Origin of the sequence: Aeromonas sp. INTO2, assembly GCF_049860605.1 — a bacterium.
In the GTDB taxonomy this organism is placed as follows: Bacteria; Pseudomonadota; Gammaproteobacteria; order Enterobacterales; family Aeromonadaceae; genus Aeromonas; species Aeromonas caviae.
In genome coordinates, this window is record NZ_CP187588.1 from 3,903,186 (window position 1) to 3,925,147 (window position 21,962).

At 61.3% G+C, this 21,962-nt stretch carries 22 protein-coding genes and 3 tRNA genes; 6 read left to right on the forward strand and 19 right to left on the reverse strand.

Translation table 11 applies throughout. The features are described from left to right. Nucleotide 1: 1 nt before the first annotated feature. From rplL to ACPW74_RS18505, 10 genes are all read right to left on the reverse strand, one after another. Complete coding sequence (gene rplL, locus ACPW74_RS18460; RefSeq protein ID WP_010675957.1) at nt 2–367, reverse strand: 50S ribosomal protein L7/L12; 366 nt, start codon at nt 365–367, stop codon at nt 2–4. A 51-nt stretch (nt 368–418) separates the two neighbouring features. Continuing rightward, a complete protein-coding gene (gene rplJ / locus ACPW74_RS18465) occupies nt 419–919 on the reverse strand; it encodes a 50S ribosomal protein L10 (protein WP_005339895.1) in 501 nt (166 codons plus the stop codon). Nucleotides 920–1,175: 256 nt separating this feature from the next. After that, complete coding sequence (gene rplA, locus ACPW74_RS18470) at nt 1,176–1,877, reverse strand: 50S ribosomal protein L1 (protein WP_010675958.1); 702 nt, start codon at nt 1,875–1,877, stop codon at nt 1,176–1,178. 4 nt (nt 1,878–1,881) lie between these two features. Further along, nucleotides 1,882–2,310, reverse strand: a complete 429-nt coding sequence (gene rplK / locus ACPW74_RS18475) for a 50S ribosomal protein L11 (protein WP_005306313.1) — start codon at nt 2,308–2,310, stop codon at nt 1,882–1,884. Nucleotides 2,311–2,444: 134 nt separating this feature from the next. After that, a complete protein-coding gene (nusG, locus tag ACPW74_RS18480) occupies nt 2,445–2,996 on the reverse strand; it encodes a transcription termination/antitermination protein NusG (RefSeq protein WP_010675959.1) in 552 nt (183 codons plus the stop codon). 9 nt (nt 2,997–3,005) lie between these two features. After that, the gene (secE, locus tag ACPW74_RS18485; RefSeq protein ID WP_010675960.1) at nt 3,006–3,377 is read right to left on the reverse strand and encodes a preprotein translocase subunit SecE; all 372 of its coding nucleotides are present in this window, start codon (nt 3,375–3,377) and stop codon (nt 3,006–3,008) included. Nucleotides 3,378–3,437: 60 nt separating this feature from the next. Further along, nucleotides 3,438–3,514: transfer RNA gene (locus ACPW74_RS18490), tRNA-Trp, on the reverse strand. A gap of 52 nt (nt 3,515–3,566) precedes the next feature. Continuing rightward, nucleotides 3,567–4,751 carry an elongation factor Tu gene (gene tuf, locus ACPW74_RS18495; protein WP_005306325.1) on the reverse strand — a complete coding sequence of 395 codons (1,185 nt, stop codon included), beginning with the start codon at nt 4,749–4,751 and terminating at the stop codon, nt 3,567–3,569. A gap of 172 nt (nt 4,752–4,923) precedes the next feature. Next, nucleotides 4,924–4,998: transfer RNA gene (locus ACPW74_RS18500), tRNA-Gly, on the reverse strand. 38 nt (nt 4,999–5,036) lie between these two features. Then, nucleotides 5,037–5,121 (reverse strand) — tRNA-Tyr (locus ACPW74_RS18505). Nucleotides 5,122–5,384: 263 nt separating this feature from the next. On the opposite strand from ACPW74_RS18505, the gene coaA reads away from it, so the two are divergent. After that, nucleotides 5,385–6,323, forward strand: a complete 939-nt coding sequence (gene coaA, locus ACPW74_RS18510) for a type I pantothenate kinase (protein WP_029314861.1) — start codon at nt 5,385–5,387, stop codon at nt 6,321–6,323. 76 nt (nt 6,324–6,399) lie between these two features. Here coaA and birA read toward each other — a convergent pair whose 3' ends face one another. Next, nucleotides 6,400–7,365: a bifunctional biotin--[acetyl-CoA-carboxylase] ligase/biotin operon repressor BirA gene (birA, locus tag ACPW74_RS18515; protein WP_042016250.1), complete on the reverse strand. Its 966-nt coding sequence runs from the start codon at nt 7,363–7,365 to the stop codon at nt 6,400–6,402. Next, nucleotides 7,362–8,399 (reverse strand): UDP-N-acetylmuramate dehydrogenase, encoded by a 1,038-nt coding sequence (murB, locus tag ACPW74_RS18520; protein WP_053288044.1) that lies wholly within the window; start codon nt 8,397–8,399, stop codon nt 7,362–7,364. Before murB ends, birA begins: the two co-directional genes overlap by 4 nt. A 125-nt stretch (nt 8,400–8,524) precedes the next feature. Here murB and ACPW74_RS18525 point away from each other — a divergent pair, with 125 nt between their 5' ends. After that, entirely contained in the window at nt 8,525–9,178 is a 654-nt protein-coding gene (locus tag ACPW74_RS18525) for a potassium channel family protein (RefSeq protein WP_010675965.1), read from the forward strand. Beyond that, the gene (locus tag ACPW74_RS18530; RefSeq protein ID WP_053288043.1) at nt 9,175–10,530 is read left to right on the forward strand and encodes a TrkH family potassium uptake protein; all 1,356 of its coding nucleotides are present in this window, start codon (nt 9,175–9,177) and stop codon (nt 10,528–10,530) included. Before ACPW74_RS18525 ends, ACPW74_RS18530 begins: the two co-directional genes overlap by 4 nt. Before the next feature lie 73 nt (nt 10,531–10,603). Here the strand turns inward: ACPW74_RS18530 and ACPW74_RS18535 are convergent, their stop codons facing one another. Continuing rightward, entirely contained in the window at nt 10,604–12,613 is a 2,010-nt protein-coding gene (locus ACPW74_RS18535; protein WP_053288042.1) for a DNA topoisomerase III, read from the reverse strand. Between the two features lie 298 nt (nt 12,614–12,911). Here ACPW74_RS18535 and ACPW74_RS18540 point away from each other — a divergent pair, with 298 nt between their 5' ends. Both ACPW74_RS18540 and torA read left to right on the forward strand, forming a co-directional pair. Continuing rightward, nucleotides 12,912–14,042: a NapC/NirT family cytochrome c gene (locus ACPW74_RS18540; protein ID WP_041211923.1), complete on the forward strand. Its 1,131-nt coding sequence runs from the start codon at nt 12,912–12,914 to the stop codon at nt 14,040–14,042. A gap of 22 nt (nt 14,043–14,064) precedes the next feature. After that, nucleotides 14,065–16,545 (forward strand): trimethylamine-N-oxide reductase TorA, encoded by a 2,481-nt coding sequence (torA, locus tag ACPW74_RS18545; protein WP_053288041.1) that lies wholly within the window; start codon nt 14,065–14,067, stop codon nt 16,543–16,545. Nucleotides 16,546–16,692: 147 nt separating this feature from the next. Here torA and ACPW74_RS18550 read toward each other — a convergent pair whose 3' ends face one another. From ACPW74_RS18550 to ACPW74_RS18565, 4 genes are all read right to left on the reverse strand, one after another. Next, a complete protein-coding gene (locus ACPW74_RS18550; RefSeq protein ID WP_010675970.1) occupies nt 16,693–17,154 on the reverse strand; it encodes a hypothetical protein in 462 nt (153 codons plus the stop codon). A gap of 102 nt (nt 17,155–17,256) precedes the next feature. Beyond that, nucleotides 17,257–18,603, reverse strand: coding sequence for a sensor histidine kinase (locus ACPW74_RS18555; protein ID WP_010675971.1), 1,347 nt, complete (start codon nt 18,601–18,603; stop codon nt 17,257–17,259). Between the two features lie 31 nt (nt 18,604–18,634). Then, entirely contained in the window at nt 18,635–19,291 is a 657-nt protein-coding gene (locus ACPW74_RS18560) for a response regulator transcription factor (protein ID WP_005332666.1), read from the reverse strand. 87 nt (nt 19,292–19,378) lie between these two features. Beyond that, complete coding sequence (locus ACPW74_RS18565; protein ID WP_279982089.1) at nt 19,379–19,711, reverse strand: PepSY domain-containing protein; 333 nt, start codon at nt 19,709–19,711, stop codon at nt 19,379–19,381. 63 nt (nt 19,712–19,774) lie between these two features. Between ACPW74_RS18565 and ACPW74_RS18570 the strand changes: the two genes are divergently transcribed. Then, a complete protein-coding gene (locus ACPW74_RS18570; RefSeq protein WP_010675973.1) occupies nt 19,775–20,023 on the forward strand; it encodes a PepSY domain-containing protein in 249 nt (82 codons plus the stop codon). Between the two features lie 10 nt (nt 20,024–20,033). Here ACPW74_RS18570 and ACPW74_RS18575 read toward each other — a convergent pair whose 3' ends face one another. Together ACPW74_RS18575 and msrP are read right to left on the reverse strand one after the other, a co-directional pair. Further along, nucleotides 20,034–20,687, reverse strand: a complete 654-nt coding sequence (locus tag ACPW74_RS18575) for a protein-methionine-sulfoxide reductase heme-binding subunit MsrQ (RefSeq protein WP_104452139.1) — start codon at nt 20,685–20,687, stop codon at nt 20,034–20,036. Nucleotides 20,688–20,778: 91 nt separating this feature from the next. Next, entirely contained in the window at nt 20,779–21,789 is a 1,011-nt protein-coding gene (gene msrP / locus ACPW74_RS18580) for a protein-methionine-sulfoxide reductase catalytic subunit MsrP (RefSeq protein WP_279982090.1), read from the reverse strand. Between the last annotated feature and the right edge of the window lie 173 nt (nt 21,790–21,962).

The following is a 21,962-nucleotide window of genomic DNA, read 5'->3' on the forward strand; positions in this document are numbered from 1 at the left end:
ATTATTTGATCTCAACAGAAGCACCGGCAGCTTCCAGCTCTTTCTTCAGAGCTTCAGCTTCGTCCTTGGACACGGCTTCTTTCAGATTGGTCGGAGCAGCTTCTACCAGGTCCTTGGCTTCTTTCAGGCCCAGACCGGTAGCGCCACGAACGGCCTTGATGACGGCAACTTTGTTGGCGCCAGCAGCAGTCAGAACTACGTCGAACTCGGTCTTCTCTTCTACTGCTTCAGCAGCAGCCGGGCCAGCCATGACGGCAGCAGCGGCAGAAACACCGAACTTCTCTTCCATAGCTTCGATCAGCTCAACAACTTCCATTACGGACATGGAAGCAACGGCTTCGATGATTTGGTCTTTAGTGATAGACATGACAAAAATTCCTGATGTTGAATAAACTCAAACAGCCTAGATAGGCGAGAATCAAGCAGCAGCTTGTTTCTGGTCGCGAACAGCAGCGATAGTACGAACCAGCTTGCCAGCAGAGGCTTCCTTCATGGTAGCCATCAACTTCGCAATTGCTTCTTCGTAAGTCGGCAGCGTGGCCAGACGATCAATTTGTGCTGCGGCGATAAACTCACCGTTAAAAGCGCCAGCCTTGATTTCGAACTTTTGGTTCGCTTTGGCAAACTCTTTGAACAGACGAGCGGCAGCGCCCGGGTGTTCGTTAGAGAAAGCAATCAAGGTAGGACCGGTAAATGCGTCGTTCAGGCACTCGTATTCGGTACCTTCTACCGCGCGACGCAGCAGGGTGTTACGCACAACGCGCATGTACACACCAGCTTCACGAGCGGTCTTACGCAGGACGGTCATCTTGTCTACAGTGACGCCGCGAGAATCGGCTACAACTGCAGAAAGAGCGCCTTTGGCAGCTTCGTTGACTTCAGCAACAATTGCCTTTTTGTCTTCGAGTCCCAATGCCATTGGCTTAACTCCTGGATTGAATCCGGGTCTGTTGACCCAGTACTGACACATCCCCCCTACCTTTACAACAGAGGGGAACGATGCGGTAGCAGGATTCCAGAAGAGAAAGAATCTTTCTCGCTGGGTTTCCGGCACCGTCTACGCAGGAAAAATTAAGGCTTTGCGGCCTCCTGCGGTCTTGGACGGAGGTCGAAACCCCCAACCAATCAAGGCGCAAAATTATAGATTAAATTGTGCGCCTTGTAAAACCCATCAATTAGGCCTGAGCTTCCAGGGAAGCTTGGTCTACGGCAACACCGGCACCCATGGTGGTGGAGATGCTGACTTTCTTGATGAATACACCCTTGGCGGAGGACGGCTTGGCCTTCTTCAAGGCAACCAGCAGAGCTTCCAGGTTTTCTTTCAGCTGAACTTCGTTGAAAGAGACCTTGCCCAGAGTGGTATGAATGATACCGTTCTTATCGTTACGGTAACGAACCTGACCAGCCTTGGCGTTCTTGACGGCTTCGGCTACGTTCGGAGTGACGGTACCCACTTTCGGGTTCGGCATCAGACCGCGCGGGCCCAGGATTTGACCCAGTTGACCAACAACACGCATGGCATCCGGGGATGCGATGACGACGTCGAAGTTCATCTCGCCTTTCTTGACCAGCTCAGCCAGGTCATCCATACCAACCAGTTCAGCACCGGCAGCCTTGGCGGCTTCGGCGTTGGCACCCTGGGTGAACACGGCGACACGGATGTCACGACCGGTACCGTGCGGCAGTACAGTTGCACCACGTACGTTCTGGTCGGATTTACGAGCATCGATACCCAGGTTAACGGCAACGTCAACGCTTTCAACGAACTTGGCAGTAGCCAGTTCTTTCAGCAGGGCAATGGCTTCGTTGATGGAGTACTCTTTGGTACCGTCAACTTTTTCGCGAATAACGCGCATACGCTTGGACAGTTTAGCCATTGTCTTACTCCTCCACTACCAGGCCCATGGAACGAGCGGAACCGGCGATGCAACGTACTTTTGCATCCAGATCGGCACCAGTCATATCCGGCTCTTTGGTCTTGGCGATTTCTTGCAGCTGAGCCACAGTCACCTTACCAACCTTGTCTTTGTTCGGCTTGGCGGAACCAGACTGGATACCAGCGGCTTTCTTCAGCAGGAAGGAAGCGGGCGGAGTCTTGGTTTCGAAGGTGAAGGAACGGTCGCTGTAAACGGTGATCACGACCGGAGTCGGAGAACCTTTTTCCAGCTTTTCTGTACGGGCGTTGAATGCCTTACAGAATTCCATGATGTTCACACCGTGCTGACCCAGAGCAGGACCAACGGGAGGGCTGGGGTTAGCACTGCCAGCCTTAACTTGCAGCTTGATATAAGCTGTGACTTTCTTAGCCATTACAAAAATACCTCAAAAATGGGTTCTAACGCCTCGGAGACATGCTCCTGCAAACGGCTCCCCAACAAATAAAGGGGCAGCGAATTATAGAGATAATCGCTGCCCCTGACAACCGTTAAACGTACAGAGATTAATCAGCCTTTTTCGACCTGACCAAAATCCAGTTCTACCGGCGTTGAGCGGCCGAAGATCAGTACGGAGACCTTCACGCGGCTCTTTTCGTAGTCCACCTCTTCAACGGTACCGTTGAAGTCGGCGAACGGACCATCGGCAACCCGGACCATCTCACCCGGTTCAAACAGGGTTTTCGGACGCGGTTTGTCGTGGGCATCTTGCAGACGGTTGAGGATGGCATCCGCTTCTTTATCGGAGATCGGAGCAGGGCGATCGGAGGTACCGCCGATGAAGCCCATGACGCGCGGTACATTGCGTACGAGGTGCCATGTGGTTTCATCCATCACCATCTGGACCAGGACGTATCCTGGGAAAAATTTGCGCTCACTCTTGCGCTTCTGGCCAGCACGCATCTCGACCACTTCTTCGGTCGGGACCAGCACTTCACCAAACAGCTCTTCCATGCCATGCATCTTGATATGTTCACGCAGGGATTTGGCAACACGGCCTTCGTAGCCGGAAAATGCCTGCACGACATACCATCTCATACGCTGTTCACGTTGTTCAGTCATGGCTTATCCTTACACACCGGTAATCAGGTTGACCAACCAGACCAAGGCGCCGTCCAACACGAACAGCAGCAGCCCCATCACGGCAGTCACCGCCAGCACAATCAGGGTTGTCTGAATGGCTTCCTGACGGGTCGGCCATACGACCTTGCGGACTTCCAGGCGAGACTCACGGGCAAACGCCAGTGTTGCCTTGCCCTTGGTGGTTTGCAGGGCCACTGCACCGGCAGCAGCGATGACAACGACCACACCCAGGGCGCGGACGGCAGCAATAACGTCGCTCAGCAGGTAATTGCCCACTACAGCGGCCGCCAGGATGATGAAAACCAGGCCCCAAAGCAGGGTATCCTTGCTTCCGCCCTGACCCTCAGAACTAACACTCATACAACCCACCTGTATCTGACGTAACCAAAGACACAAAAGCCCCGTACGAGACGAGGTATATGGCAGGGGCGGCAGGACTCGAACCCGCAACCATCGGTTTTGGAGACCGCTGTTCTACCAATTCGAACTACGCCCCTGCATAAGAAAGCCCCTATTATAGGGGCTTTGCTTTATTTATGTAAGCCAAGATTAAGCGATAACTTTGGCTACAACACCAGCACCTACGGTACGGCCACCTTCACGGATGGCGAAACGCAGGCCGTCGTCCATCGCGATCGGGGCAATCAGGGTAACAACCATCTTGATGTTGTCGCCCGGCATGACCATCTCTACGCCTTCCGGCAGTTCGATGGTACCGGTCACGTCGGTAGTACGGAAGTAGAACTGCGGACGGTAGCCCTTGAAGAACGGGGTGTGACGACCACCTTCTTCTTTGGACAGCACGTACACTTCGGATTCGAACTTGGTGTGCGGCTTGATGGTGCCCGGCTTGGCCAGTACCTGACCACGCTCTACGTCTTCACGCTTCACGCCACGCAGCAGTGCACCAACGTTCTCACCAGCACGACCTTCGTCCAGCAGTTTGCGGAACATTTCAACGCCAGTACAGGTGGTCTTGGTGGTATCTTTGATACCAACGATTTCCACTTCTTCACCAACCTTGACGATACCGCGCTCTACACGACCGGTAACTACGGTACCACGGCCTGCGATGGAGAAGACGTCTTCGATAGGCATCAGGAACGGCTGGTCAATGGCACGCTCCGGCTCCGGAATGTAGGTGTCCAGGTGGCCAGCCAGTTCCAGGATCTTCTCTTCCCACTGAGCTTCGCCTTCCAGCGCTTTCAGCGCGGAACCACGTACTACCGGCAGGTCATCACCCGGGAAGTCGTACTCGGACAGCAGTTCGCGAACTTCCATCTCGACCAGTTCCAGCAGCTCTTCGTCATCTACCATGTCGCACTTGTTCATGAACACGATGATGTACGGAACGCCTACCTGACGACCCAGCAGGATGTGCTCACGAGTCTGCGGCATCGGGCCGTCAGTCGCTGCTACTACCAGGATTGCGCCGTCCATCTGGGCAGCACCGGTGATCATGTTTTTAACGTAGTCGGCGTGACCCGGGCAATCTACGTGAGCGTAGTGGCGGGTAGCAGTGTCGTATTCTACGTGGGAGGTGTTGATGGTGATACCACGCTCACGCTCTTCCGGCGCCTTGTCGATCTGGTCGAAGGCGAAAGCTTTACCACCGAAGTGCTTGGCCAGCACGTTGGTGATGGCGGCGGTCAGGGTGGTTTTACCGTGGTCAACGTGGCCGATGGTACCCACGTTAACGTGCGGTTTATTACGCTCAAATTTTTCTTTAGACATGATCGTCCCTCTAAACTAACGCTGAGTACGCGGTGGCAAGCTAACCACAGAACAGTTTATATGATGGATTTGAATCAAGGGGAGTAGAGAGGTTGGTGCTGACAGGCTGGTTCGATTGCCGAACTCACCCTAAGGTGTGGCTATCAGAATTACCTGAGCCATATCAGCATCTTGGAGCGGGCAGCGGGAATCGAACCCGCATCATCAGCTTGGAAGGCTGAGGTAATAGCCATTATACGATGCCCGCATTTCTCTAACCCAAAGAACTCAAACCGCAGAGAAATATGGTGGAGGGAGAAGGATTCGAACCTTCGAAGGCAGAGCCGTCAGATTTACAGTCTGATCCCTTTGGCCGCTCGGGAACCCCTCCAGTTGCATAAATGCCACAACGGTAATTCTGCTTGCACCCGTTGTTTTTGTCGCTTTTGCTGGGCAAATAGACGACAGACATCCAAGCGTCGCGCATTTTATGGTAAGGATTTTGGGGATGCAACCATTGCACCTTGCAAAATGTGCATTTATGCCGGGATCCAGGCAAAAAAACGCTCCTTCTCCGTCCCGACCGGACGCGTCCCTTGTCGCTCCCGATCCCTTGGTGTATGGTCGCCCTGCCCAAGAAACAGTGATGACACCATGACGACAGAGCATAACCCCTATTTGCAATTCACCCGCGAACAATGGGCGTTATTGCGCGATGCGGTCCCCCTGACCCTGACCGAGCACGATCTGCAGACCCTGCGCGGGATCAACGAGAAGGTGTCATTGCGGGAAGTGGAAGAGATCTATCTGCCCCTCTCCCGTCTCCTCAATCTCTACGTCAAGGCCAAGCAGCGCCGCAGCCGGGTGCTGGAGCAGTTTCTCGGTCAGTCCCGCGGCAAGGGCACCTATATCATCAGCATCGCCGGCAGCGTGGCGGGGGGCAAGAGCACCACGGCCCGTATCCTTCAGGCACTGCTGGAGCGCTGGCCGGAGCACCCCAGGGTGGAGCTGGTCACCACCGACGGCTTCCTGTTTCCCAACAAGGAGCTGGAAGCCCGTGGCCTGATGCGTCGCAAGGGGTTCCCCGAGTCTTATGACATCCGCCATCTGGTGGAGTTTGTCGCCAATATCCGCGCCGGCCACGAGAAGGTCGAGGCCCCCGTGTACTCCCACCTGATCTATGACATCCTGCCCGACGAGAAGAAGGTGGTGGAGCAGCCGGACATCCTGATCCTGGAGGGGCTCAATGTGCTGCAAAGCGGCATGGACTATCCCCAGGACCCCCATCGTGTGTTCGTGTCGGACTTCGTCGACTTCTCCATCTATGTGGATGCTGACGCCGAGCTGCTGCGCACCTGGTACATCGATCGTTTTCTCAAATTCCGCAGCGGCGCCTTCTCGGATCCCGACTCCTATTTCCACCACTACGCCAAGCTGGCCGAGAGCGAGGCGACCGAGATCGCCAACAACATCTGGCAGGATATCAACTACCTGAATCTGCAAGAGAACATCTTGCCGACCCGGGAGCGGGCCAACCTCATCCTCACCAAGGGCAACGAGCACGCCATCGAGCAGATCAAGCTGCGCAAGTGATCACTGTCGCAGTGCATACATGAAAGAGGGGGCCCGCAGGCCCCCTCTTTCATTCAGTCGTCATGAGCGTATGGGTTCAGTCCCCCCGCCGCAAGGAGAGTTCCCCTCCCAGATAAAGCTTGAGCCCTTCTTCCGTCTCCAGACGCAGGGCTCCGCGTTCGTCGATCCCCCGGGCAATCCCGCGGATCACCTGCTCTCCCATCAGCAGCTTCACCGGCTGGCCGGCGAAGTGGTCAAGCCGATTCCAGCTCTCGACGAAACTCGCCAGTCCCGTCTGTTCGAAGGTCTGCATGGCCTGCTGCAGGTGCAGCAGCACGCAGGCGGCCAGCTCGTTGCGATCCACCAGCTCGGGCTGGATATGGCGCAGCTCGGACCAGGCCTGATCGATCTTCTCCCCCTCCCGACTCGGCATCGCCAGATTGAGGCCGACCCCGATCACCAGATGGCAGCTGGCACCCGCACTGCCGCTCATCTCCACCAGGATGCCCGCCAGCTTGCGGCCCTGGTAATAGAGGTCGTTCGGCCACTTGAGCGCCACCCCGGGATAACCGAGGGACTCCAGCGCCTCGACCACCGCCACGCCGACCGCGAGACTCAGTCCCATGGCGGCCGCCATGCCTTGCTCAAGCCGCCAGTACATGCTCAGGATCAGCTGGCAACCGAAGGGGGAAACCCAGGGTTTGCCACGACGTCCCCGCCCGGCGGTCTGGCACTCGGCCAGACAGCTTTCCCCGGAGCTCAGGGTATTGACCCGCTCCAGCAGGTACTGGTTGGTGGAGTCGATGACAGGGAAGCAGTGCACCGGCGCCATCGGTGCCTCTGCCTGCAGCCGCCCCTCGTCATAGAGGGCCATGGGCACCGCCAGCCGATAGCCCTTGCCGGTCAGGCTGAAGAGATCCAGCCCCAGATCCTTGAGCGCGGCCATGTGCTTGCTCACCGCAGCCCGGCTGATGCCAAGGCGCTCGCCCAGCTGCTCGCCGGAATGAAACTGACCATCGCTCAGCAGGGTGATCAGGGTCTGTCTGACGGGGGTCAGGGTCATGCCAGTACCTCATCGAGCCAGGTTTCACCGCTGCGCCCCATGAAGCGCACCTCGTGTTCCAGCACCACACCGAACTGGTGCTCCACGCTGTCGCGGACATGGGCCGCCAGGGCGATCAGCTCCATGGCGCTGGCGCCTCCCAGGTTAACCAGCACCAACGCCTGCTCCTGATGGACGGCGGCACGGCCGATGGCGAACCCCTTGAGGCCGCACTGTTCGATCAGCCAGCCCGCCGCCAGCTTCACCTGACCGTCGCCGGCCGGGTAGCTGGGCATCTGCGGGTATTGCTGTTTCAGGGTCTCGGCCAGGGCGGCGGGCACCACAGGGTTTTTGAAGAAACTGCCCGCGTTGCCCAGCACCGCCGGATCCGGCAGCTTGGCCATGCGGGTGGCACAGACGGTGTCGAAAATGGCCTGTGGCGAAGGGGCATCCCCCAGCGCCGCCAGCGGGCCATAGCCGGCGACCGGGCGCCATGCCTTGGGCAGGCGCAGACCGACGGCGATGATGAAGTGGGAGTCCTGATAGTCGTGCTTGAAGATGCTGTCACGGTAACCGAACCGGCAGTCGGCCGCCGCGATGCGCTCAACCTCGCCACTCTGCCAGTTGAACGCCTCCACGTAGGCACAGACGCTGGCCAGCTCGACCCCGTAGGCACCGATGTTCTGTACCGGGGCCGCCCCGACCGTCCCGGGAATGAGTGCCAGATTCTCCAGCCCGTGCCAGCCCTGTTGCAGGGCGTGACATACCAGCTCGTGCCAGTTTTCACCTGCCGCCACGTGTAGCAGCCAGTGCTCGGACTCCTCGTGCAGCGTGATCCCTTTCAGGCCGTTGTGGACCACCAGACCGGCAAAGTCATCGCAGAACAGGATGTTGCTTCCTCCTCCCAGCACCAGGCGCGGCAAGGTGGCCAACTCCGGGTTGGTCCGCAGTTGCGCGAGATCATCCGGCCGGGTCACATCGGCCAGCCAGAGGCAGTGTGCATCCAGGCCCAGGGTATTGAGGGTCGACAGGGAGGCGTGGGGGGTGAGTTTCATCTGTGTGTTCCGACAAGGACAAGGGCGCAGTTTACCCCAGATCCCCCGGGACAAAAAACCCGGACACTTTTCGGACTCAGGGCTCTGGAGTAGAGTAACCCCTTCATCCCGCTGAGGAAGCATGTATGAACAATCAATTCGCCGTCATCGGCCTGGGCCTGTTTGGCAGCGCCTTGTGCGAAGAGTTGCAGCGCCAGAATGCCGAGGTACTGGCCATCGACATCGACGAGAGCAAGACCCGCCAGATAGCCACCCTCTGCAACCACGTCATCGTGGCCGATGCCACCGACGAGGCCACAGTCGCCGAACTGGGCCTGGCGAATTTCGACATCGTCTTTGTCGCCATCGGCGACAACCTGGAGACCAGCATCCTGACCACGCTGGTGCTGAAAGAGGCGGGCGTGAAGAAGGTCTGGGTCAAGGCCCGCGACAAGTTCCACGCCAAGATCCTGCAGAAGGTAGGCGCGGACAAGGTGATCAACCCGGAGTGGGACATGGGCCGCCGGGTGGCCCAGAGCATGCTGGACAACCGGCTGTTCGACTACCTGGAGCTGGGTCACGACATGGTGCTGACCGAGTTCGTGATCGGCTTGCAGCAAAACACCCGCACCCTGGCCGACTTACGCCTGCTGCAGCAAAGCGATTTCCAGCTGTTGGCCATCAAGCGGGGTGAGGTGCTGCACAACGTCCTGACCGGCAAGATGGAGCTGCAACTCGGTGACATCCTGATCCTGGCCGGCAACAAGCACGCCATCGATCACTGGCTCGACACCCTATGATCAACTGGCGCAGCAACTACGCCTTCACCCTGCATCGGGAAGACAACTCCCGCTGGAGCGAGGCCAAGCTCATCCTGGGCAGTTTCCTCATCATCCTGCTGGTTGGCACCCTGTTTCTGGTCCAGCCCTCCAGCCACAAGGGTGAGGTCACCGTCATCAACGCCCTGTTCACCGCCACCTCCGCCATCAGCGTGACCGGCCTCGGGGTGGTAGATACCGGCACCGCCTTCACCCTGCAGGGGCAGATCATCCTGTTGATATTGATGGAGATTGGTGGTCTCGGCCAGATGACCATGACACTGCTGCTCATCGCCATGTTCAGCAAGCGGGTCGGGCTGCGCCAGCAGGTGCTGGCCAAGGAGGCGCTGGGCCAGGAGGGATCCGTCAACATCGTCCAGCTGGTGAAGCGCATCGTCCTGTTCGCCCTGATTGCCCAGCTGATCGGCACCGCCATCATGGCCATTCGCTGGGTGCCCGACATGGGCTGGGGCCACGGCCTCTACGTCAGCTTCTTCCACGCGGTGTCAGCTTTCAACAACGCCGGCTTCTCGCTGTTTGCCAACAACCTCATGGACTACCGGGATGACCCCATCATCAGCCTGACCATACCGGCCCTGCTGATCCTGGGGGGGGTAGGCTTCACCGTCATCGTCGACCTGGTGCGCAACCGCCGCTGGCGCAAGCTGAAACTGCACAGCAAGCTGATGCTGCTGATGACCCCTGCCCTGCTGCTGCTGGGGACCCTGATGTTCTGGCTGCTGGAGCACAACAACCCGGGCACCCTGGGCAACGCCTCCTTCGGGAGCCAGTGGCTGGCAGCCTTCTTCCAGTCGGCCACCGCGCGCACGGCGGGCTTCAACACGGTGGATATCGGCCAGATGGTACCGGCCTCCCTGCTGTTCATGATGCTGCTGATGTTCATCGGTGCCGGGGCAACCTCCACCGGGGGCGGTATCAAGGTCACCACCTTTGCCGTCGTCCTGCTGGCGACCCGGGCGTTTCTGACCAAGCGCCCCCATGTCACCGCCTTCGGCCGCACCCTGTCACCCCAGATAGTGACCCGCTCCCTGGCCATCATCATCGTCAGTACCATGGTGCTGATGCTGGCGATGTTCCTGCTGATGCTCACGGAGTCGCAATCATTCGACAAGATCATGTTCGAGACCATCTCGGCCTTTGCCACCGTGGGACTGTCCACCGGCATCACCGCTTCTCTGAGCGAACCGGGCAAACTGATCCTGGTGCTGGTGATGATCTGCGGCCGTCTGGGGCCCCTCACCCTGGCGATCATGCTGGCCCGCCCGGTGGAGACCCGCATCCGTTATCCGGAAGAGAGCGTCTACACGGGGTAAGCCGCTCCATCCATGCAAAGAGGGGCCACTGGCCCCTCTTCTTATTTTTATGTGATCACGGCGCTCGCCAGCCTCAGGCAGCCTTGCCCCTGGTCGTCCCCTTACCAGTGCTCTTTCCAGGGCTCTTCCCCGCACGAGCACTCTTGCCCGTGCTCGTGCGGGGGCGTGCGGCGGTGGACCCAGTCCGCTTGCGGCGGGCAAAGCGTTGCTTGCTGTCACCGGGCGCCGCCTTGGGCAGCGCGCTGAAGCTGGCGCCGGAATCCTGCCGCGCCCCCTCGATCAGGCCGTTGAGCTGCTCGGTGAGCGGCCCCATGAACTGCTGGTAGCTGCCGTGACGTTCGGCGATCTGACCCAGACTCTGCTCCCACAGTGCCGTCATGTCCGGTGTCGTGGCGGTCGTGGGCAGCGCCTGGACCAGGGCTCGCCCGGTCGGGGTGGCCTTGATACTCTTGCCCTGGCGCACCAGGAAGCGGCGCTTGAACAGCAGATCGATGATCCCGGCCCGGGTCGCCTCGGTGCCCAGACCGTCGGTCTCCCGTAGGGTCTTGCGGATCTCGGGATCTTGCACATAACGGGCGATGCCGGTCATGGCGGCCAGCAGGGTGGCATCGGTAAACGGCTTGGGGGGCTGGGTCATCTTCTCCAGCAGCTCCCCCCGCTCGCACAGCAGTTCCTCCCCTTCTTTCAGGGCAGGCAGGGTTCCCGCCTCCTCCTCGTCATCCTCTTCCACTCCGAGCAGCGCCTTCCAGCCCGCCTTGAGGATGCGGCGCGCCTTGGCCTGGAACAGCCCTCCGGCGATGCGCAGCAACACCTTGCTGTCGTTGTACTCGAACGGCGGGTAGAACTGCAGCAGATACTGGCGGGCAATCAGGCCGTAAAGCTTCGCCTCGTCGGCCCCCAGGCTCCCCTCGTTCCCCCTCTTCTCGGTGGGAATGATGGCGTGGTGGGCATCCACCTTGCTGTCGTTCCACGCCTTGCTGCGGATCCTGCCATCCGCTTCGGCGACCGCCCTGGCCAGCGCAGGGGCCGTGCTGGCGATGGCCTCCCGCACCTGGCCGGCCCGGTTGAAGTGCTCGCTCGGCAGATGGCGGCTGTCGGATCTGGGATAGGTGATGAGCTTGTGCCGCTCGTAGAGGCTCTGGCAGATATCCAGCACCCGCTTGGCATCCATGCCAAAGCGCTTGGCCGCATCGATTTGCAGGCTGGAGAGGTTGTAGGGGAGCGGCGCCGCCTGCTTGCGCGCCTGCTCCTCCACCGCTTCCACCCGGGCGGGCTGCCCCTGGATCCGCTCCACCACCTTGGCGGCCAGCGCCCGGTTGAGCACCCGTCCCTCCTCATCCTGCCAGGGCAGACAGGCCTCCGATGGCAGCCACCTGGCGGTGAAGCGTTCGTTGCCCTGGGTCAGCAAATGGGCCATCACCTCGTAGAACGGCTTGGGAACGAAGGCCTCGATCTCGAGATCCCGGCGCACCACCAGACCGAGCAAGGGGGTCTGTACCCGGCCCACCGACAGCAGCTCGCTGCAACCCCCCTTGCGGCCAAGCAGGGTATAAGCCCGGGTCATGTTGATGCCATAGAGCCAGTCGGCACGGCTACGGGCCAGCGCCGACACCGCCAGCGGCACGAACTCCTTGTTGTCCCTGAGCTTGTCGAGGGCGCGGCGCACGGCGGGGGGATTGAGATCGCTGATGAGGCAGCGCTGAACCGGTTTGGTCTTGGGATAGCCGAGAAAGTCGATCACCTCGTCCACCAGCAGTTGCCCTTCCCTGTCCGGGTCACCGGCGTTGACCACGCAGTCCGCCTGCTTGATAAGCCCCTTGATGACGGCCAGCTGGGCCTTGGTCTTGGGTTTGGCCACCAGCTGCCACTGGGTCGGGACAATGGGAAGGGATTCCATGCGCCACTGCTTGTAGGCGGCATCGTAGGCATCGGGCTCGGCCTGCTCCAGCAGGTGGCCGATGCACCAGGTCACCACGTCTCCCTGCGCCGTCTCGATGAAACCCTCCCCCTTCTTGTGCGGTTTGGGGAGGACATCGGCGATGGCGCGGCCAAGGCTGGGTTTCTCGGCGATAAAGAGTCGCATGGTGGATACACCTGAATACTGTATATGTGAACAGTATACAATCCTCTCGCCACAAACCCCAAGCCCCGGGGTGGCGTACTGCCTCCTCGCCCCGGCTTGGGCATCGCTCTCACCACAGCACATCCCGCTCCCGCTGTATGGGAAAAATGCGATTTAAATTCAATAAATCATGCCAAAACAAATAACAAAACCAAAAATCAATTATATGACGAAATAAAAACCATGACCGAGGTCAACCCTTTGAATCCTGGGACTACTACTATATTGGTAATACCCGAATTCGAAGGACACCGTCACCATGCTTGGAAAACTGTTGAGAAAGACCTGGTTCTGGCTTCTGCTGCTCGGGGCCCTGCTGGGGATCGCCGCACTGGGCGTCACCGTCACCGTGCTGCACAAGACCAGCTCCACCGAGTTCTGCGTCTCCTGCCACTCCATGCAGACCCCGCTCGCCGAATATCAGGGCAGCGTCCACTTCCAGAACGTGAAGGGGATCCGCGCCGAGTGCGCCGACTGCCACATCCCCAGTGAACCCGCCGCCTATCTCTGGACCAAGATCCGCGCCGTGAAGGACATCTATCACGAGGCGATCGGCACCCTCGACACCCCGGAGAAATACGAGGCCCACAAGCTGCGCATGGCCCAGACCGTGTGGGATCAGCTCAAGGCCAATGACTCCGCCACCTGTCGCAGTTGCCACAGCTACGCCGCCATGGACATCCTGGCCCAACGCCCCAATGCCCGCGCCGAGCACCCGGTCGCCATCAAGGAGGGTCAGACCTGCATCGACTGTCACCGCGGCGTTGCCCACATCATGCCGGACATGAGCGGCCTGGCCGCCGCCGGTGCCAGCGAACTGGCCGCCGCCGCGGCCCAGACCCCGGTAACCGTCACCACCCGCTATGCCATCGCCACCACCCCGCTCTATCTGGATGCTGGCGCCAAGACTGACGAAGGCACCCTGATGCCCTCCACCCAGGTGGAAGTGCTGGCCAACGACAACGGCCGCACCCAGGTGCGCATCGACGGCTGGCAGCAGGACGGTGTGAGCGAGGTGTTCTACGCCGCCCCCGGCAAACGGATCCTGAGCGTGCTGGTCGGCGAAGCCGCCAGAAAAGCCCTCGTGACCGGCAAGAGCGAAACCGACAGCGCCACCAACCTCACCTGGCATCAGGTCAGCCTGACCGCCTGGGTCGACCAGAGCCAGCTCATCGGCGACCAGGGCAAGCTGTGGCAATACGCCTCCACCCTGATGTCCAACAACTGCACCGGCTGTCACGGCCTCACCGCGCTGGATCACTTCAACGCCAACCAGTGGATCGGCGTTATCAAGGGGATGGAGTCTCGTACCTCCCTCACCCCGGAGCAGGCGCGCATGCTCACCCAATACGTGCAGAAACACGCCAGCGACATGAGCGCGGCCCATTAAGGCAGGAACAGAGGACTCTCCCATGACTTTTTTCAATGACCAACAGACCAACCTCTCCCGCCGTACTCTGCTCAAGGGGCTGGGGGCCTGTGCCGCCCTGCCCCTGCTGGCTGGTCTCTTCCCGAAAAGCGCCCTGGCCAAGGCCGTCAGCACGGCCCTTGAGCAGTTCCCCACCCTGGTGCCCGCCCAGAAAGGCATCCTGACCGGCGCCCACTGGGGGGCCTTCGAGGCCATCGTCTCCGAGGGCCGCATGGTGCGGGTCCAGCCGGTGGCCGACGATCCGGCACCGAATGACCTCATCGACATGGCGCCGTTCCAGGTCCACGCCAAGAACCGCATCAAGTACCCCATGGTGCGCAAAAGCTGGCTGGAGCACGGCCCGGGTGCCAGACCGGAGCTGCGCGGAGCCGACGAGTGGGTACGGGTGAGCTGGGAGAAGGCCATCGAACTGGTGGCCGGCGAGATCCAGAGCGTCCAGTCTGATTTCGGCCCCCAGGCGATCCACGCCGGATCCTACGGCTGGAAGAGCGTGGGCATGTTCCACAACAGCCGCACCCTTCTGCACCGCCTGATGAACCTGGCCGGGGGTTTCACCGGCTATGCCGGGGACTACTCCACCGGCGCGGCCCAGGTGATCATGTCCCACGTGATGGGCTCCATCGAGGTGTACGAGCAGCAGACCGCCTGGCCCAACGTGGTGGAGCACGCCGAACTGGTGGTGCTCTGGGGGGTCAACGCCCAGGTGACCCTGAAGAACAGCTGGAACATGCCGGATCACGAGGGGCAGGCCGGCTTCAAGGCGCTGAAAGAGAAAGGCACCCGGGTCATCAGCATCGACCCCGTCTACAACGAGACCGCCAAGCAGGCCAATGCCGAGTGGATTGCCCCGAACGCCTATACCGACGTGGCCATGATGTTGGGTGTCGCTCACACCCTCTACAGCGAGAAGAAGCACGATCAGGCCTTCCTCGATCGCTACACCGTCGGCTTCGACACCTTCCTCGCCTACCTGCTCGGCAAGGATGACGGTCAGCCCAAGAGCGCCGAGTGGGCGAGCGCCATCTGCGGCGTCGAGGCCAAGGTGATTCGCCAGCTGGCACTCGACATGGCCGCCAAGCGCACCATGATCATGGCCGGTTGGGGCATGCAGCGTCAGCACCACGGGGAGCAGCCCAACTGGATGCTGGTCACTCTGGCCTCCATGCTGGGCCAGATCGGCCTGCCGGGGGGTGGCTACGGCTTCAGTTACCACTACTCCTCCGGTGGCAGCCCCACCGCCAAGGGCGGCATTCTGGCGGGCATCTCCGCTGGCAGCGCACCGAAGAACAGCCCGGCCCCCATCCCGGTGGCCCGCATCGCCGACTGCCTCGCCAACCCGGGCAAGACCATCGACTTCAACGGCCGCAAGGTGACCTATCCGGACATCAAGCTGGTCTACGTGGCGGGGGGCAACCCCTTCCACCACCATCAGGACACCAACAACCTGCTGCAGGCGTGGCGCAAGCCGCAGACCGTGATCGTCCACGAGCCCTACTGGACGGCCACCGCCAAACACGCCGACATCGTGCTGCCGGCCACCACCAGCTATGAGCGCAACGATCTGGAGATGGGGGGCGACTACTCCCAGCGCTACGTCTTCCCCATGCACCAGTGCGTCCCCCCCCAGCATGAGTCCCGCAACGACTTCGACATCTTCAGCGCCATCGCCGCCAAGCTGGGCGTGCAGGAGCAGTACACCGAAGGGAAGGACGAGATGCTGTGGCTCAAGCAGATGTACGACGGCATGGCGGCCCAGGCTCGCGGTGCCCGGGTGGCGCTGCCGCCGTTCAACATGTTCTGGGAGGCCAACAACTACATCCGCTTCCCGATCCCGGAGGCCAACCGCCAGTGGATCCGTCACGCCGATTTTCGCGAGAACCCGCTGCTCAACCCGCTCGGTACCCCGTCCGGCAAGATCGAGATCTTCTCCAACACGGTGGCGGGGATGGATTATGCCGACTGCGCCGGTCATCCCAAGTGGTATGAGCCCAAGGAGTGGGTGAAGAGCGAGATAGCAGCGCGCTATCCGCTGTCGCTCAACACCTCCCACCCGACCCAGCGGCTGCACTCCCAGCTCGACAACACCCCGCTGCGGGACAAGTTCGCCATCGCCGATCGGGAGGCGATCCTGATCCATCCGGACGACGCCAAAGCGCGCGGCATCCAGGATGGCGATCTGGTGCGGGCCTTCAACGAGCGCGGCCAGATCCTGGTGGGTGCCCTGCTCTCCGCCGATATCCGGCCCGGGGTAGTGCGGGTGTGTGAAGGGGCCTGGTACGATCCGGCCAAGCCGGGCGAAGCGGGCAGCATCTGCAAGAACGGCAACGTCAACTGCCTCACCTTCGACGAGGGCTCGTCCAGTCTGGCCCAGGGCAACTGCGGCCACATGGCCCAATTGCAGATAGAGAAGTATATCGGGCCAGTGCTCGCCAACACGGCGCACGAGGTACCGGCCAACGGCTAAGGCTGTTGCTACCGGACAAAACGGCGCCATCATGGCGCCGTTTTCTTATCGCAGTTTGTGGTGTGGCTCAGAATCACAAGTCACCCTCAACCATATACTCTTCCGCATACTCCACCCGCCTTGCAGCCAGAGCGCGGACAAGGGGGATCAGAAGTCGCCCTCAACCATATATTCTTCCGCACACTCGACCAGCTGGGGCCAGAGATCTTCCGGCACCCAGGCCTCGGGGTCATCCTCGTCACCGTCATACTGGCTCCAGAAGAAGGCACGCAGCCCGCTTGCGAAATCGTCGCTCAACTCCGCCAGTTCGGAGAGGGGCCCCAGCCAGGCAATACGGCGCAGGCCGGAGGCGAGATCGTTGATGGCATCCATCAGGGTGCGATCATCCAGGCTCTGCTCCACCAGCAGGGTGAAGCGCTCGCGGGCGCTCTCGGTCTGATCCTCGTCCAGCTCGCCCACATCGGCCAGCAGGTCGACAAAGTCCTCCAGCAGGAACTGGATCAGGGCATCCCTGTCCTCGAACCACTGGATCTGGGCCCCCTTGGTGCCCAGCACCGAGGCATCGAACGAATCATCGAGATGGCACAAAGCCCAAGGATCGTCAGTCATTGCTACCCTTCCTACACCTGAAACAAGAGACGTATCTTATGCCGGGTGCCGCACCCTTGCCAGCACGGCGGCACAAAAGGGGCCCCCCGACGGGGCGCCCCATCACTCGACCCTGGCCACCTTGGGCAGGGAGAGGGAAGCGGCGAGCCCCCCCAGCTCGGCCCGTCCCATGATGAGGCTGCCGCGATAGGCTTCCGCGAGATCCGAGACGATGTTGAGGCCAAGGCCCGAGCCCGGCACCTTCTCGTCGAGGCGCACCCCCCGCAGCACCGCCTTGGCGATCTGATCCTCGCTCATGCCGGGGCCGTCGTCCTCGATGCGCAGGGTGATCCAGCCCCCCAGCTCGGCACTGGAGATGCGCAACTCGCTGGCGGACCACTTGAAGGCGTTCTCCAGCAGGTTGCCCACCATCTCGTCGAAGTCCTGCTCCTCCACCCCGACCGCCAGATTGACCGGCACCTGCAAGTCCACCGTCTTGCCGGGATAGAGGCGGGAGAAGGCGCGGCAGATGTACTCCACCCGGGCCCGCACCGGGGTCGACACCCCGAGGATCTTGGCGGCGCCGGTCACTCGCGCCTTGCCGAGGTGGTAGTCGATGTGGCGCTGGATCTGGTCGAGCTGCTCGCCGAGGGCGGCTTGATCCTCCGGCGGCAACTGGGTCACCTGGTTGCGCATGATGCTGAGCGGCGTCTTGAGGGCGTGGGCCAGGTTGCCGGTGTGGGAGCGGGCTCGTTGCAGCAGCTCGCCATAGTGGTGCAGCAGGCGGTTGATGTCCTCCACCAGCGGCTGGATCTCCAGGGGGTAGCGCAGCCGGAACCCCTCCTGATGACCCTGATGGACGCGGCTCAGCTCGCGGCGCAGCAGGTGCAGCGGGCGCAGGCCGTAGAGGATCTGGAACATGAAGCCGAGCACCAGGCCGGTGGCGGCGAAGCCGAGGCCGAGGAACAGGCTGATGCGGGTCTTCTTCAGGGTCTGGGTCAGGGCGCTGCTGTCCTTGGCCATCACCAGGGTAAAGACCCGATCAGACCCCGGCAGCAGCACGGTACGGGTCATGATGAGCAGGGGCTCCTTGTTGGGCCCCTTGCCGACAAAGAGATCCGGATCGCCGAAGGCCGACTTCAGGCCGTGGGCGCTCAAATGGGCATCCCACAGGGAGCGGGAGCGACTGACCACCGTCTCCCCCAGCTCCAGTTGCCAGTAGTAGCCGGAGTAGGGCTGGCGATAACGGGGATCGGCCATGGGCTCGGTGACCACCGGCATGCCGTCCGGCTGGATCTCGAGGCGGGAGAGCAGATCGTAGAGCTGCAGGCGCAGGCCATCGGCCTCCGCCTCCTGCCAGTAGTTGCGCATCATGGTCTGCAGGCTGAAGCCGGTGGCGAACAGGAAGAGACCGCACCAGACCATGGCGATCACCACCAGCCGACCTCGCAGGGTGCGTACCAGCCTCATTCAACCCACCCCGCCATCGGTTGCGAGGGTGTCATTCGTTGATCCGGTAACCGAGGCCGCGCACCGTCTCGATGAGATCGGCGTGGGTCTTCTTGCGGATGCGGCCGATGAACACCTCCACGGTGTTGGAGTCGCGATCGAAATCCTGGGCATAGATGTGGTCGATCAGCTCGCTGCGGGACACCACCTTGCCCCTGTGCTGCATCAGGTAGCCCAGCACCCGGAACTCGTGGGCGGTGAGCTTGATGGGGGTCCCTTCGTACCACACCTGGGAGGCCGCCATGTCGAGACGCACGCCACCGATCTCGAGGATGGAGCTGGCGTTCCCCGCCGCCCGGCGCACCAGCGCCTGCACCCTCGCCACCAGCTCCGCCACCTGGAAGGGCTTGGTGAGGTAGTCGTCCGCCCCGGCGTTGAGCCCTTCAATCTTCTCGTGCAACTGTCCACGGGCGGTCAGCACCAGCACCGGGGTGTCCATCCCCTTGCTGCGCCACTCCTTCAGTACGCTCAGGCCGTCGCGACCGGGCAGGCCGAGATCCAGGATGATGGCGTCATAGGGTTCGGTCTCGCCGAGAAAGCCCGCCTCGTTGCCATCGTGGCAGAGATCGGTGACGAAACCGGACAGACGCAGCTGTTCCGCCAGCTGGCCCGCGAGGATCTTTTCATCTTCAACTATCAGAATGCGCATACATGGGTATCCAAAACAGAGTTGTGCCGGCACCGGCAACGGTTGGGGGGACGAACCGGACGACGGTAGGTTCACGGACTCACGCCGTTACTCCTCTTCCGGGGGCGGGCGCGGAGCGAACAGGCGTTCCAGATGGTGGCCCTTGAGCCACACCATCTCCAGGTTGTCAGCCCGGTAGCCCACCTTGATGACGCTGTTCTCCTCGTCGATGAGCCTGAGCTCGTAGAGCCAGACGCCATCCTCCTCACCCAGATCGACCCGCAGCACCCGCACCGGCAGGCGGGAGGCCACCGCCATCAGATCATGAAAAGGACGGACCCGCCCCTCGCTGACCGCCTGTTGCAGCAAGGCCTCGTTCGGCTGGGCCGCCTGAACCAGCATCGGCAGCAGCAATCCAAGCAGGGGCAGCGCGCTATTCATGGGTGATTCATCTCTCAAAACCTAACATAATGCCGTTTATAGTGTGCCAGCCATGAATCCGGAATGAATATGATCCCACGCAGTATCCTGCTGATCTTGTGCCTCTTTTCCACCTTTGGCTGGGCGGCGCAGACACGTCTCGACATGGCCGGACTGGTCAAGTTGTTGCTGGCACAAGGGTATCACGACATTCGGGAAGTGGAGCTGGAAGGGGACAAATTCGAGGTCGATACCCTGAATGCCGACGATCAGCGCGTCCAGTTGCAGGTCGATGCCAACACCGGCGAGATCACCAAAAAAGAGGCCGAATAGGCCTCTTTTGCTATGGGCGTGACGGCTGTTGCGCCGCCCCCCTCCCGGCTACTTGCGCTCGCCTACGCCAGGGGCGCAGCAGCTTCTCTCGCCGTGGCCACAGCAGGGCGCAGGCCAGCACCAGATAGATGAGGGGCTCCTGCCACCCGCTCTTGACCGACCACCAGTAGTGTACCGGCACCAGTAGAGCCACCCCGTAGATCCAGTTGTGCAGCTTCTGCCAGGCAGGCCCCATGCGCCGCAACAGGGCCGGGATCGAGGTGATGCCGAGCGCCAGCAACAGCAGCAGCGCCACCATGCCCACCACTATGTAGCTGCGCTTCACCAGCTCGCCGCCAATCAGCCCCCAGTCGAACTGCAGATCCAGCCCCAGCCAGACCATGAAGTGCAGGGACGCCCAGGCGGCGCACCAGAGCCCGAGGGGGCGGCGCAACTTGATGAGCTGCCCCTGGCGCCAGCGCTTGGCGAGCGGCGACACCAGCAGGGTCAGCAACAGCAGGTGGAGGGCCCCCTTGCCAAGGTAATGGGTCAGCCCCTGGACCGGATCCCCCCCCAGCAGCCCGGCTGGCACGGCATAGCCCAGCCAGAGCAAAAAGCCGATCGAACCAAAGTGCACCAGCGCCCGCAAGCCGTTGACATGGGCTGTTTTCAGTCTCGGCATCATATTGCAGCTCCCGTCATGTTTTTCCCACTTCTCATCCCCTCTCCCACCAGGGGAAAAGGAGGCAAGAGATCAGTCGGGCAGAGCGTCAGTCTCAATACCATTTACGCAGATCCATCCCCTGATAGAGGGACGCCACCTCGTCGCCGTAGCCATTGAACATCAGGGTCGGCTGGCGCTTGGCCCCGAAGATGCCCCCCTCGCCGATGAAACGCTCGCTCGCCTGGCTCCAGCGCGGGTGATCCACGTTCGGGTTGACGTTGGCGTAGAAGCCATATTCGTTGGGGGCCAGCAGGTTCCAGGTGGTGGGGGGCATCTCCTCCACCAGGCGGATGGAGAGGATGCTCTTGATGCTCTTGAAGCCGTACTTCCAGGGCACCACCAGCCGGATGGGAGCCCCGTTCTGGGCGGGCAGGGTCTTGCCATAGAGCCCCATGGCGAGGAAGGAGAGGGGGTGCATGGCCTCGTCGAGGCGCAAGCCCTCCACATAGGGATAATCGATGCCGCCCCCCAGGGCACGGGAGGCCTGCCCCGGCAACTGTTCCGGATCATAGAGCGTCTCGAAGGCCACGAACTTGGCGCGACTGGTGGGCTCGGCACGGCGGATCAGATCCGCCAGCGCAATGCCGCTCCAGGGCAATACCATGGACCAGGCCTCCACGCAGCGCAGCCGATAGATGCGCTCCTCCAGCGTGCTCTTGTTGATGAGATCCCACACATCCAGGGTGAAGGGTTTGGCCACCTCCCCTTCCACCTTCAGGGTCCAGGGCTCGGGCCTGAGGTAATGGCCGTTGCGGGCCGGGTCCCCCTTGTCGGTCCCCAGCTCGTAGAAATTGTTGTGGGTGGTGGCCTTCTCCTCCGGGGTGAGGATCAATCCCTCTGGTCGGGTCGCGGCACGGATGTCGAGGGGTCTGGTGGGGGCCACGGTGGCCGGCTTGTCCGATGCGAAGAGATCCAGCAGGCTGGCCTTCACCGGAAACGCCAGGGTGGCGGCACCGACGCCCAGGCCCAGCCCTTTCAGAATGCGGCGACGATCCTGATAGACGGTTTCCGGCGTGACATCCTGTTCGGTGGGGTGATGAGAAGTACGGCGCTTGATCAACATGAAAAAACTCCCGGGACGATGAGGTTGACAACCATAAGACCCGCCCCGGCCGAGTTTTATTTCACACAGAATTACATGAGTTGGTAAAGGGGCAGTGCCTTGGCCATGGTACCGGCCAGGAAGAGCACTACGAACACCAGCAGAGGAACGATCACGTTTGGCACCATCAGACT